Raw genomic sequence first — 12,245 nt, 5'->3', positions numbered from 1 at the left:
ATCTAGTCCGAGTCGGCATGGTTCTCAATTGACCTCGGTCAATCTTTGCTTGGTGTCACCTAAGATTGATGCGCAGCACTGCGGCGCTGGCAAATGGTAAAAGCGCAACCGTGGCGGCAGTGATCCCCGCTAGCATTAGCAGCGGCGTTTGTGTTTCCATACCCGTTGCACCGCGCCGGGCAACTTCGGCCCCGAAAATCAGTGTTGGGACATAGAGCGGCAGAACAAGTAGCGACAGCAGCAGCCCACCTCGTTTGAGGCCAACGGTGAGGGCGGCGCCGAAGGTTCCGATAACGCTCATCGCCGGGGTGCCGAGCAGCAGCGATATGACAAGCCACGAGAAGCCCGGCACTGGAAGGTTCAGCAGTACCCCCAGAAACGGGGCCGCCAGAACCAGCGGCAACCCGGTGGTCAGCCAGTGGGCAAGTGCTTTGATCGTAACGACCGATTCCAGAGGCAGCGGCGCCGTGGCCAGCAAATCGAGTGAGCCATCTTCCCAATCCAGCGCCAGCAGCCGATCGAGCGACAGCAGGCACGCCAAAAGCGCACCCAACCAAAGGACACCTGGCGCAATGGTCGAAAGCAGCGAGGATTGCGGGCCTACGGAAAATGGCACCAGAACAGTGACGATCAGGAAGAACGCCAGACCCAAACCAAACCCGCCGCCCGCGCGGAAGGCCAGTTTCAGGTCACGTAACAACAAGGCGATCACAGGAAGCCTCCGTCGAAATCGTCGATGGGTTTGGATTTGGCCTTGTTGGGGCCGACATCCAGAACCTCTCCGTCCAGCCCAAGGTCGATATGGGTGGCGATCAGCGCTGAGCCGCCCTGCCCCAAATGGGCCCGAACCGCATCCGCAAACATCTGCACCGCGTTGCGGTCCAGCGATACCGTGGGCTCGTCCAGCATCCAGATCGGGCGTCCGGTGACCAGCATCCTTGCCAGTCCCAGGCGGCGTTTTTGACCGGCAGAAAGATTGCCTGCGTGGCGGTCAGCCAGGTCGTTCAATGCAAAGGCATCAAGCGCGCGCTGAATATCATTGGTGCCGAAGACCGACGCCCAAAAGCTAAGATTTTCAACCACACTCAGGGTTGGTTTCAACCCGTCTGAGTGTGACGCATAAGCGATCTGATCTTCTGCCCCTTCGATCCGCCCCGTTAGCGGGGGCTGCAGACCTGCCAACGTACGCAACAGCGTGGTCTTTCCGATTCCATTGGGCCCCCGCAAGATCAGGGCTCGCCCGGCGTGAAGTGAAAAACTCAGCCCTTCCAGCACGGGAATGCCACCGCGGGCGATGGCCAGATCGGTTACAGTCAGTGTCATTGCGCCCGCTTAACGGATTGCAGGCGCGGGCAAAAGGTCGGAATTGCCGCAGATCGCATGGTTTCTCGACAGTCGCGATCAAAGAGTTAGGTGTCGGCCCCTCACATACTCCGGAATATTTTTAACCTGATGAAGAGTAGACCTTCAGACCGGTAGCAGCGCCAGCGCGACGCGGCGGCCTTCGGAAAGCAGAACATTGTAAGTGCGACAAGCAGCGGGCGAGTTCATAATATCGACGCCCAGCCCGCCCTCTTCCAGCGCCTTGCGCAGATCTGATGGGATATGGTCCAGCTCTTTCCCCGTCCCGATGAACAGAACGTCCACATGTTCGGAGAGCGCCAGAAGCGCCTCGGCATCGGTGTAACCGCCCCAAGCCATCGTGCCCGTCGGGCCTGTCAAGACTGCGCCTTCACAGACGTGCCCCCCAATCCGAAAGAACCCAGGGCCATACCCATCAACTGGCTGGGCATTGGTATATGTGATTTCGTTCAAGCGCATGTCGAGCCTTCTAGCCCCAAAGTGGCAGGCCCGACAAGGCTGCTGTTGCGATCACCAGATACGCAGCCGCGCGATAGAGCCTCTCGTGTTCTGGTCGAAACATCCAGCCCCCTAGCCAGTTACCAGCCATGTTGGGCATCGCAAGTGCAAGTCCCAGCCCAACACTCGCGACCGAAAGGCGACCCATGCCGCTAAGATAACCGAGGATCAGCAGATCGAAGGCAAACAGAAACAGCAGAATCGTCGCGCGGATGATCGTGACCGGCAATGGCCGTGACATATAGAACATGATCACCGCAGGTCCCGGAATGCCGGCAACACCGCCAAGCAGCCCGGCCGCCCCGCCAATCGCCACAACCATGCGCCGCCGCACCTTTCCACGATAGCGCAGGCCAAAGATAAGAACGGCCAACATCAACAACGAGATCACACTGACCAGATAGCGAAACACTTCGGGTTGCGTACGGGTCAGCAGCCATAAGCCCACAGGCAAGATCAATGCACATCCAAACAGAAGGCGCACCAGATCGGCTTTGTCGACGACTGCCCAAGCACGGCGCAGGTTGGGGATCGGACCGAAAATATCCATGACCGTCAGTGCGATAATGGCACCGAAAGGGCCAAGATACGGGCTGGCTATAGGCAGAAAGATCAGCGCTGTACCAAAGCCGGAGAAACCGCGCACGACGCCCCCGATGAAGGCTGCGAAAACGATGACGGCCAGACCGGTTGGGGTCTGGCCGAAATACTCAGGCATCGATGTTGGCAAACTGGTTGCCCGCCGTGTTCGATGGCTTCGACCAGTCACGTTTGACCCCCAGCCACAGCAGGATGGTCGAGGCCACGAAGACCGAAGAATATGTCCCTACGATTACGCCCCAGATCATCGCAAAGACGAAGCCGCGGATTACGTCTCCGCCAAGCACATAGAGCGAGATCAGTGCCAGCAGCGTGGTCACCGAGGTCATCACCGTCCGGCTGAGCGTTTCGTTGATCGAGATATTCAGAACTTCCTTGAGGTCTTTCTTCTTGTACTTGCGTAGGTTCTCGCGCACGCGGTCGAAGACAACCACGGTGTCGTTCAGCGAATAGCCGACGATTGTCAGCAGGGCCGCGATAATCGCCAGATCAAACCGGATTTGTAGTTCCGAGAAGATGCCGATGGTCAGGATCACGTCATGCACCAGCGCGGCGACGGCCCCGAGTGCAAACTGCCATTCGAACCGAAGCCAGATGTAAACGAGCACTGCGCCAATCGCCAAAGCAACCGCGATCACAGCGGTCTGGATCAGCTCGCCCGAAACTTTCGGGCCGACGGATTCGACTGAGACAAACTGGATGTCCGGCGACGCAACGGTGAGTGCCTCTTCGACAGCGGTGACAGTCGCCGACGACACTGCCTCGGCATCGTCCTGCGCTTGAATTCGAATCATCGCAACGTTTTCATCTTCGCCGAAGGTCGGATCGAAAATCTCGGTGATCGTCACATCACCAAGTTCCAGTGGCGTGATTGCATCTCGATAGGCGCCCACGTCAATCTCTTGCGCGCTTTGAGTCCGGATCGTGGTCCCTCCGCGGAAGTCGATGCCAAAATTCAGACCCTGCAACATGAAGGATGTGAAGGCGATTACCATCATCAATCCCGAGATTCCCAGCCAGATTTTCCAGCGGCTGAAGAAATCGAACGAGGTGTTTTGCGGTACGAGTTTCAGTCTCATGTCAAACCTCGATCGTTTTCGGACGGCGGCGTTCGAACCATGTCACGATCATCAGGCGCGTCACGAAGATCGCGGTGAAGACCGAGGTCAGAATGCCCAGACCAAGTGTAATGGAAAAGCCGCGCACCGGGCCGCTGCCCATGGCGAACAGGATCACTGCGGTGATGAATGTTGTCACGTTGGCGTCCAGAATGGCAGACAGGGCCTTCTCGTAACCCAGTTCGATGGCTCGCGCGGGACCTTTGGCCGACTTCAGTTCTTCCCGTATACGTTCGAAGATCAGCACGTTGGCGTCCACCGCCATACCGACCGTCAACACAATACCCGCGATCCCTGGCAGGGTCAGCGTTGCGCCGATCAGTGAGAGCAGGCCAAACAGAATCCCGACGTTCAGGATCAATGCGATATTGGCAAAGATGCCAAACAAACCATAGCTGAGTGCCATAAAGACCAACACCGCGACAAAGGCCACGATTGTGGCCACTTTACCTGCGTCGATGCTGTCTTGGCCCAATTCCGGGCCAATGGTGCGTTCTTCCAGGAACTCCAAGCCAGCAGGAAGCGCACCTGCGCGCAGCAGAACAGCCAGATTGGTGCTTTCTTCAACCGTAAAGTTGCCGGTGATGATACCCGAACCGCCCGGAATATGGCTCTGGATCACTGGGGCCGAGATTACCTCATCATCAAGAACGATGGCGAACGGTGCACCGATGTTCTCAAGCGTGTAATCTCCAAACTTGCGTGCGCCCGACGTGTTGAACCGGAAGCTGACCGCTGGGCGTCCATTCTGATCGAATGACGGCTGCGCGTCGACTAGTTCTTCGCCGGTTACAACAGGGTTGGACTCGATCACATACAATCGACCTCCTTCTTCAATCGAAGGAACGACTTTTTCTCCGACTCCGACGGTATCATCCAAACTGTTTGCAGGTCCGACAACCGGATTGAAGGTCAACTGAGCAGTCGTCCCAATAATCTTTTTCAGTTCTCCGGCGCTGCCGATACCCGGCACTTGGATCAGAATTCGGTCCGCGCCTTGGCGCTGGATCGTAGGTTCGCGCGTACCGACTTCGTCGATCCGGCGGCGAATGATCTCAAGGGATTGGCGCACAGTCCGGTCATCGGATGCCAGTTTTTCGGCATCGGACAGCTGCACGACAATCGTGTCACCTTCGGCACGAGCCTCGATATCGGTGGCGCCGACCCCGGTCAGCGTCTGCACCTGCCGGGCCAAACCACGCACGACCTCTAAGGCGCGCGTCATGCCTTCGGGTTGACTGACCCGAACGCGAATCTCATCGGGGGCGGATTCCTGACGGCGGATTGTGCCCACCGTTGTGCGTTCATCCCGCAGCGCATCGCGGATTTCTGGCCACATCGCCTCCATCCGGGATTCGTAAACATCACCTACCTGAACCTCGGCCAGCAGATGCGCCCCACCGCGCAAATCAAGGCCCAGATTGACCAAAGACGAAGGCAGCCAATTCGGCCACTGCGCCGCCTCTGCCTGCATCTCAGGAGTGTCGATACCAAGCTCAATTGCAGCTTTGGCATCATTCGATTGCTCGACGCGTGTATAGAACGCATTCGGCAGGGCCATCAGCAGGCCGATCACGCAGACCGACCAGATCAGGACCCGTTTCCAGGAATCAATTTGCAGCATTACCCTGCCTTTTCAAGGAATTGTCGTGCGAAGTTACTTCGCTGGTTCGGTCTTGTTCAGGACCTGAGCGATGGTCGACTTGACCACGCGAACCTTAACGCCGTCAGCAATCTCGACCTCGATCTCGTTATCGCCTTCCTTGACTTTGGATATTTTGCCAATCAGCCCGCCCTGGGTGACAACCTGATCACCCCGACGCACGGCCTCGACCATGGCCTGATGTTCTTTTACCTTTTTCTGCTGCGGGCGGATCAGCAGAAAATACATGATACCGAAAATCAGGATCAGCGGGAGAAACTGGGCAATTGCGCCACCATCCATGGGATATTCCTTTGTTCTGATGATGCAGAGCGCGCTCTGCAAAGTTTGCGGGAACCTATGCTTTGGATCAGGCGTTTGCAAGCAAACGCATCCCCAATTCGCCCCCCAGGCCCAAAGGTTTACTGCAGGACGTTGCAGATATGTTCTAGGCAGTCTCGTTCAGTCGGATATAGTCGTGCAGTAGGAGGCCCAATGATTCAATCAATCCAGACGCTTGGCGTGTTTATTCGCCTGATCCTCGCAATGGTCTGGTTATGCCTTCTGACCCTCCCGCTCTGGGCCCAGAATGCCACCGACGAAGAACCCACTGCAGAGGAAGTTCAATCAGAAAGCTACAAAGCCCCCGTTATCGTCGATGGCGACACCTTGTTTTACCTGCGCGGCTCAAGCGCCCTGCCCGCGCCAGAGCGTGCTGAACGGGTACAGCAAAAGATTATCGAAGTGGCCGAAGCTTCGAATGCAAACGAGGTCACGATAACCTTTGAAGAAACAGAATTCGGCATTCGGATTTTTGCAGACGGCGTCCAGATATCCATCGTAACCGATGCTGATTCCGTGCTGGATCAGATGGAACTGAATGTACTCAGCGTGTTGCACGGCGATGCAATCGAGCAGTCCATCGAAAGCTATCGCGCGAACCGAACCGAGCAGGCCCGCGTCTCGGGCGCGATCGAGGCGGCAGGATGGACCATCGGATTCGCAGTGTTTATCGTGGTTATCCTGTGGATGCATCGACGGATCAGACGGCGCACGCTGATGTTCGTCCAGCGATATTTGAAAGACGTCGAGACCGCCACAGCCAAAAGCGTTCAGGCCGAAGCCATCGCCGCCCTGATCCGGTATGGATTGAATTTCATCCTGCTGATCGTGTTTTTCCTGGGCTTTTATTACTATCTGTCCTTTGTGCTTCTGGCCTTTGCCGAAACCCGGTACTTCGCACAGTTGTTGTTGACCTATCTGACGCAACCGGTGTTGCAGATCGCGAAAGGGATCATCAGCTATATCCCGAACCTGATCATGCTGGCCCTGATTTCATGGATCACACTGTATGTCATCAAGGGAATGCGCGTGTTCTTTGATGCGGTCGAAGCGGGCACATTCGATCTGGGCGATTTTGAGAAACACTGGGTCAACCCAACCTTCAACATTGCGCGTGTGGTGGTCATCCTGATCGCATTGGTCTTTGCAGTCCCCTATATTCCAGGATCGGATTCAGCTGCGTTTCAAGGTCTGACCATATTGATGGGCGCGATGCTTTCACTTGGGGCAAACTCGGTCGTATCAAACATGTTGGCCGGGCTGTTCGTTATCTATCGCCGATCAACATCAATCGGGGATCGCATCCAGATCGGAGAGCATATCGGCGACGTGGTACGGATTAAGCTGATGGAGACGCACCTGAAATCCATCAAGAACGAGCTCATCTCGATCCCCAATGCGCAGCTGATGAACTCGGATGTGGTGAATTTCTCGAAAAAGACCGATGGCAACGGGCTGCTTCTGCACACAACCGTCGGCATCGGATACGAGGAGCCTCCGGAAAAGATTGAGGCGATGTTGATCGAGGCCGCGCACCGCACCAAGGGCATCAAGGCCAAACCGGAACCTTTCGTACTTTGGACCGCGCTGGCGGATTATGCGATCAACTACCAGATCAACGGCTTCACCACGCGGGGCAGTAGCATTCCCAAGATCCGTTCGGACTTGCATCGCAATATCGTCGCGGTGTTCAACGAGAACGCTGTGCAGATCATGACGCCTTCGTACATGGCTGATCCACCCGAGCCGAAGATCCCCGCCGAGGGTTGGGATGGCCATCTGGCACACGAAACCCACGAAGACGCGGATAAGTCGTAACCGGCGCTACACCCTGCCTTTCAGATGGTGCATAAGCGGGTTCAGTGATTCACGCATTTAAGGATCTGAACCATGCACGACATCCGCGCCATTCGCGAAAACCCAGCCGCCTTCGACGCCGCCCTTGCGCGCCGTGGGGACGCGCCGGTGTCGTCAGATCTGCTGAGGCTGGATGAAAGCCGCCGGGCCAAGATTCTGGCCGCCGAGACCGCTCAGGCTGAACAAAACAAGGCTTCCAAAGAAGTCGGCGCCGCAAAAGGGCGCGGTGATGAGGCCGAATTCGAACGCCTTCGCGCGCTGGTTGCCGACAAAAAGGCCGAAGTGGCCCGGATGCAAACCGAGGCCAAGGATCTGGACGCGCTGCTGACCGACCAATTGATCCGCATCGCCAACCTGCCCGCCGAGGATGTGCCCGAAGGCGCGGATGAGGACGATAATGTCGAGATCGGCCGCTGGGGCACTCCACGTGCGTTGGATTTTGCGCCGAAAGAGCATTTCGAGATCGAAGCCGTCCAGAACGGCATGGATTTTGAAACAGCGGCCAAGCTCTCTGGCTCGCGTTTTGTGCTGCTGTCCGGTGGTGTTGCCCGCATCCACCGCGCGTTGGCACAATTCATGCTGGACACGCACATCAACGAAAATGAACTGACCGAGGTCAACGGCCCGGTTTTGGTTCTGTCCGAGATGATGCAGGGCACCGGGCAACTACCAAAATTTGGCGAAGACAGCTATCAGACCCGCGAAGGCTGGTGGCTGATTCCGACTTCTGAGGTATCGCTGACCAATATCGTCAACGACACGATGATCGAGGAAAGCTACCTGCCCAGCCGATATACCGCACATTCGCTATGTTTCCGGTCCGAGGCGGGCAGCGCGGGCAAGGACACACGCGGAATGCTGCGTCAGCACCAGTTCGAAAAAGTCGAAATGGTTTCGGTTACCCATCCGGACAAATCTGACGACGAACAAAAGCGTATGCTGCGCTGCGCCGAAGGTATCCTGGAAAAGTTGGGCATCCCCTATCGCACGTTAATCCTGTGCACTGGCGACATGGGCTTTAGCGCACGCCGCACCTATGACATCGAAGCGTGGCTGCCCGGTCAGGACACCTATCGCGAGATCAGTTCAGTCTCGACCTGCGGAGATTTTCAAGCCCGACGCATGAACGCCCGTTTCCGGCCTGAGGCCGGCGGCAAGCCAGAACACGTCCACACGCTGAATGGCTCGGGGCTGGCTGTCGGGCGCTGCCTGATCGCCGTACTTGAGAACGGTCAGAATGCGGATGGAACGGTCACCCTGCCCGAGGTGCTGGCCCCCTATCTGGGCGGTAAGCTGACACTGAAGGCCGACGGCACATTGGCATAAGAAAACCGGCGCATGAAGGCGCCGGTTCTTGATCGGATAGGGCGGAGAGGGCTTACTTCTTCGCCTTTTTCTTATCTTTCTTCTTTCCGGACTTCTTGTCGGACTTATTCTTTGTGTCTTTCTTTTTGGTGTCCTTTTTGGATTTCTTGTCTTTCTTACCCTTCTTGGACTTTTCCTTGATCTTTTCCTTGGCTTTGGAAAATGCCGCCTCAATTTCAGATTTCTTCTTGGCAGCCTTCTCGGCCTTGGCCTTCGCCTTCGCCTTTTTCTTTGCCTTCGCCTCAGCGGCGGCCTTCTCTGCGGCTGCACGTTCTTTTGCGGCCTTGCGTTCAGCGGCGGCCTTCTCTGCGGCTACACGTTCTTTTGCGGCCTTGCGTTCAGCGGCGGCCTTCTCTGCAGCTACACGTTCTTTTGCGGCCTTGCGTTCAGCGGCGGCCTTCTCTGCAGCTGCGCGCTCTGCTGCCGCCTTGCGTTCGGAATCGGCCTTTTTAGCAGCCGAATTGCTCTTCGCCGTCGCCCGACGGACAGCCGATTGCCGCGCTGCCGGTTTACGGGTCGCGGTGCGACGTGCGGGCGCTCGGGCCGCAGGTTTTGACTTGGCGCCGACAGCATCTTTCGCCGCCGCGATCAGCTTTGCAGCGCTGGCGGTACTGATGCGCGGAATATCAATCAGATCGTCCGGCTCGGTCTTGGCCAGTGCCTCGGCCGTTTTATAGCCCTTCGCACTCAGCGCCTGTGCCAGCGCTTTTCCTACGCCGCGCACATCTTTAACTGCGGTCATCACGGATCCTTTCATTATCTTCTCATTATTGCACACGCGTCCGGCACATACGTCGGACGGGCGCATCGAGCCGCGAGGCTCACCCTTGCGTCAGCCACCATGCGCAAGCTGCTGGCCTGAAGCCTTTCGGGGGAACGGCACGAGGCGCTTGTTGTCCTCATCCCATAGTTTGAGATTCAGTGCCGCCACCGCCTCGGGGAACTTGATCCGGCGCGGTGTGTATTCCGGCGGCAGGTTATAGTGACACGCACGCAACCGATAGGACGGAATGCGCGCATTGAAGTGGTGAATGTCATGCAAGGTGATGCACGCCACCGCATTGTCAAACCACCAGCCGAAATCCAGCGCCGAAGACCCCTCCAACGCCGCCAGCTTAGGGTCCAAATCAGGGCGACGATCCCAGTAGGTGTCTTCGAAATTGTGCTGCAGATATACCAGAAACACCCCCAACATCCCGCCCAACAGCGAGAACACCAGCCAGACCAGAATGCCCGTTGAGCCCGCGATCAGATAAAGCAGACCCAAAAACACAACAATTGAGAGATTGTGTAACACCACGCCCCTCACGCCGAACCGAACGGTGTTCTTGGGCCAGCGATAGCGGATGAAATACGTAAACAGCGCCCCGACTGGCACCAGAATGAAGGGATTCCGGTAAAGCCGGTAGAACAAGCGCGTTGTCCAGTCGGCCTCATTCCATTCGCGTACCGTCATGGTGTGTATTTCCCCGGTCTCGCGATGCTCGAGGTTGCCGATCCCGGCATGATGCAAATTGTGGTTCTGTTTCATCACCTCGAAAGGGGCGAAGGTAAACGGTGACAGTCCGTGGCCAGCCCATTCGTTCTGTTGGCGGGTCTCAAACAGCGAATGGTGCCCACAATCATGCTGCAGCACATAAAGCCGCACAGCGGAAAAGGCAAAAACTACCCCCGCCGGAATCATGACATACCAGCGATCTACATAAGTGACCGCCAGTGCCAGCGACGCAAAATACACCGCAAATGTTCCGAAGTAACTCAGCGCGGCAAGTTTGTTGTCCTGCACCGCGTATTGTCTTGTATATTCTCTCAAATCCATCACGCCCGCTCCCCAGGGTGGTCCGGTTAACAGCAATTCCAAAATTAGGTGCGGAGAACCCGCAAACAAGCAGTACGTGCAAAACAAATGCACGCGTTTGAATGCTAACGCGCGGAAAAGGGACTGTCACGCCCCCTGTCCGAAAATGCTGGAAATTAGCGCAGTTACGCGCGTCCCTTGAGATGCTTGGCCAGAGCACCCGCGTTTTTCTTGCGCCGACCTTTATAGGGGTTCTTGTCCCCCTGTCCGCGCAAAGTCAGGCGGATCGGTGTGCCGGGCATATCAAAATCTTCGCGCAGACCATTGACCAGATAGCGTGAATAGCTTGCGGGCATCTTGTCAGGGTGCGAGCACATGACCACAAAGCCCGGCGGGCGCGTTTTGACTTGTGTCATGTAACGCAGCTTGATCCGGCGCCCCTGTGGTGCTGGCGGTGGATGCTGTTCCAGCATCGCAGTCAACCAGCGGTTCAGTGCAGCCGTCGGGACACGACGGTTCCAGACATCGTGGGCGCGCAGGATCGCTGCGCGCAACCGTTCCAACCCCCGTCCGGTCTTGGCGGACACTGTAATCAGCGGCGCGCCACGAAGCTGAGGCAACAAACGCTCGAACGATTCTTTCAGATCGCGCAGCTTATCCTGTTTGTCCTCTTCGATGTCCCATTTGTTGACTGCCACGACTACAGCGCGACCTTCGCGTTCAGCCAGATCAGCAATACGCAGGTCTTGTTGTTCAAATGGGATAGCCGCATCAAGCAGCACCACGACAACTTCAGCGAATTTCACCGCGCGCAGGCCATCCGAGACCGAGAGCTTTTCCAGCTTCTCCTGCACCTTGGCCTTCTTCCGCATCCCTGCGGTATCGAAAATCCGCATGGGTGTGCTGTCACCATCCGGGTCGGCCCAGTCGATCCGAAGGCTGATAGCATCGCGCGTTATTCCAGCCTCGGGGCCGGTCAGCAGGCGATCTTCGCCCATGATCTTGTTGATTAAGGTGGATTTACCTGCGTTCGGACGTCCGACAACGGCAACTTGCAAAGGCTTTGCATCAGTGATCAAAGGCGCTTCGCCCTCACCGTCCTCATCCAGCTCGATATCGGTGACCGGCGCTTCATCAACCTGCGCTTCCTCGGCTGCGTCGGCCAACGGCATCAGGTGGGCGTAAAGATCGGTCATCCCCTCGCCATGCTCTCCCGACAGACGAACCGGTTCACCAAGCCCTAGATTATAAGCCTCAAGTACACCCGCATCCGCCGCGTTGCCTTCGGCCTTGTTTGCCGCAAGGATCACGTGCTTCGATCGCTTGCGCAGAATCTCAGCGAACATCTCATCCGTAGGCGTCAGCCCTGCACGTGCATCGATCATGAACAAGCAGACATCGGCCATATCCACGGCACGCTCGGTCAAGCGACGCATGCGACCTTCAAGGCTGTCATCTGTCGCATCCTCAAGACCTGCGGTATCAATCACGGTAAAACGAAGATCGCCCAATCGTGCTTCGCCTTCGCGCAGGTCGCGCGTCACGCCAGGCTGGTCGTCGACCAAAGCCAGACGTTTGCCCACAAGGCGATTGAACAGGGTGGATTTGCCCACATTCGGGCGCCCCACGATGGCGAGGGTCAGCGACATGATATTCAACTTTC

At 57.0% G+C, this 12,245-nt stretch carries 12 protein-coding genes; 2 read left to right on the top strand and 10 right to left on the bottom strand.

The features are described 5' to 3' along the window. Positions 1-55 precede the first annotated feature (55 nt). From ccmB to yajC, 7 genes are all read right to left on the bottom strand, one after another. Positions 56-712 (bottom strand): heme exporter protein CcmB, encoded by a 657-nt coding sequence (gene ccmB / locus BLU89_RS01720; protein WP_074733966.1) that lies wholly within the window; start codon positions 710-712, stop codon positions 56-58. Continuing rightward, positions 709-1,323 (bottom strand): heme ABC exporter ATP-binding protein CcmA, encoded by a 615-nt coding sequence (gene ccmA / locus BLU89_RS01715; RefSeq protein ID WP_074733965.1) that lies wholly within the window; start codon positions 1,321-1,323, stop codon positions 709-711. Before ccmA ends, ccmB begins: the two co-directional genes overlap by 4 nt. A 144-nt stretch (positions 1,324-1,467) precedes the next feature. Further along, a complete protein-coding gene (locus tag BLU89_RS01710) occupies positions 1,468-1,821 on the bottom strand; it encodes an Mth938-like domain-containing protein (protein ID WP_074733964.1) in 354 nt (117 codons plus the stop codon). 10 nt (positions 1,822-1,831) lie between these two features. Next, positions 1,832-2,578, bottom strand: a complete 747-nt coding sequence (locus BLU89_RS01705) for a TSUP family transporter (protein ID WP_074733962.1) — start codon at positions 2,576-2,578, stop codon at positions 1,832-1,834. Beyond that, positions 2,571-3,539 (bottom strand): protein translocase subunit SecF, encoded by a 969-nt coding sequence (gene secF / locus BLU89_RS01700; RefSeq protein ID WP_074733960.1) that lies wholly within the window; start codon positions 3,537-3,539, stop codon positions 2,571-2,573. The genes BLU89_RS01705 and secF overlap by 8 nt, the downstream gene beginning before the upstream one ends. A gap of 1 nt (position 3,540) precedes the next feature. After that, positions 3,541-5,202, bottom strand: coding sequence for a protein translocase subunit SecD (gene secD / locus BLU89_RS01695; protein ID WP_074733958.1), 1,662 nt, complete (start codon positions 5,200-5,202; stop codon positions 3,541-3,543). A gap of 33 nt (positions 5,203-5,235) precedes the next feature. After that, positions 5,236-5,523: a preprotein translocase subunit YajC gene (yajC, locus tag BLU89_RS01690; RefSeq protein WP_074733956.1), complete on the bottom strand. Its 288-nt coding sequence runs from the start codon at positions 5,521-5,523 to the stop codon at positions 5,236-5,238. A gap of 192 nt (positions 5,524-5,715) precedes the next feature. Between yajC and BLU89_RS01685 the strand changes: the two genes are divergently transcribed. Then, positions 5,716-7,380, top strand: coding sequence for a mechanosensitive ion channel family protein (locus BLU89_RS01685; protein WP_074733954.1), 1,665 nt, complete (start codon positions 5,716-5,718; stop codon positions 7,378-7,380). A gap of 72 nt (positions 7,381-7,452) precedes the next feature. Beyond that, the gene (gene serS, locus BLU89_RS01680) at positions 7,453-8,745 is read left to right on the top strand and encodes a serine--tRNA ligase (protein ID WP_074733952.1); all 1,293 of its coding nucleotides are present in this window, start codon (positions 7,453-7,455) and stop codon (positions 8,743-8,745) included. Between the two features lie 52 nt (positions 8,746-8,797). Here the strand turns inward: serS and BLU89_RS01675 are convergent, their stop codons facing one another. The 3 genes from BLU89_RS01675 to der all read right to left on the bottom strand — a co-directional run bounded on the left by BLU89_RS01675 (position 8,798) and on the right by der (position 12,231). Then, positions 8,798-9,526 (bottom strand): helix-hairpin-helix domain-containing protein, encoded by a 729-nt coding sequence (locus BLU89_RS01675; RefSeq protein ID WP_083347700.1) that lies wholly within the window; start codon positions 9,524-9,526, stop codon positions 8,798-8,800. A gap of 90 nt (positions 9,527-9,616) precedes the next feature. Continuing rightward, on the bottom strand, positions 9,617-10,603 hold the full coding sequence (locus tag BLU89_RS01670) for a fatty acid desaturase (protein ID WP_074733949.1): 987 nt from the start codon (positions 10,601-10,603) through the stop codon (positions 9,617-9,619). Positions 10,604-10,767: 164 nt separating this feature from the next. Beyond that, entirely contained in the window at positions 10,768-12,231 is a 1,464-nt protein-coding gene (der, locus tag BLU89_RS01665; RefSeq protein WP_074733948.1) for a ribosome biogenesis GTPase Der, read from the bottom strand. Positions 12,232-12,245 lie beyond the last annotated feature (14 nt).

The sequence above is a fragment of the Ruegeria halocynthiae genome (assembly GCF_900106805.1).
Lineage (GTDB): Bacteria > Pseudomonadota > Alphaproteobacteria > Rhodobacterales > Rhodobacteraceae > Ruegeria > Ruegeria halocynthiae.
The sequence above is the reverse complement of the archived record's forward strand: the minus strand, read 5'-3'. Positions and strand labels throughout refer to the sequence as shown.

What these genes read in the sequence shown, in the direction of transcription:
- BLU89_RS01705 (WP_074733962.1), bottom strand. Translation starts at nt 2,578, where the DNA reads ATGCCTGAGTATTTCGGCCAGACCCCAACCGGTCTGGCCGTCATCGTT.
- BLU89_RS01710 (WP_074733964.1), bottom strand. Translation starts at nt 1,821, where the DNA reads ATGCGCTTGAACGAAATCACATATACCAATGCCCAGCCAGTTGATGGG.
- BLU89_RS01685 (WP_074733954.1), top strand. Translation starts at nt 5,716, where the DNA reads ATGATTCAATCAATCCAGACGCTTGGCGTGTTTATTCGCCTGATCCTC.
- secD (WP_074733958.1), bottom strand. Translation starts at nt 5,202, where the DNA reads ATGCTGCAAATTGATTCCTGGAAACGGGTCCTGATCTGGTCGGTCTGC.
- secF (WP_074733960.1), bottom strand. Translation starts at nt 3,539, where the DNA reads ATGAGACTGAAACTCGTACCGCAAAACACCTCGTTCGATTTCTTCAGC.
- ccmA (WP_074733965.1), bottom strand. Translation starts at nt 1,323, where the DNA reads ATGACACTGACTGTAACCGATCTGGCCATCGCCCGCGGTGGCATTCCC.
- der (WP_074733948.1), bottom strand. Translation starts at nt 12,231, where the DNA reads ATGTCGCTGACCCTCGCCATCGTGGGGCGCCCGAATGTGGGCAAATCC.
- yajC (WP_074733956.1), bottom strand. Translation starts at nt 5,523, where the DNA reads ATGGATGGTGGCGCAATTGCCCAGTTTCTCCCGCTGATCCTGATTTTC.
- BLU89_RS01675 (WP_083347700.1), bottom strand. Translation starts at nt 9,526, where the DNA reads ATGACCGCAGTTAAAGATGTGCGCGGCGTAGGAAAAGCGCTGGCACAG.
- BLU89_RS01670 (WP_074733949.1), bottom strand. Translation starts at nt 10,603, where the DNA reads ATGGATTTGAGAGAATATACAAGACAATACGCGGTGCAGGACAACAAA.
- serS (WP_074733952.1), top strand. Translation starts at nt 7,453, where the DNA reads ATGCACGACATCCGCGCCATTCGCGAAAACCCAGCCGCCTTCGACGCC.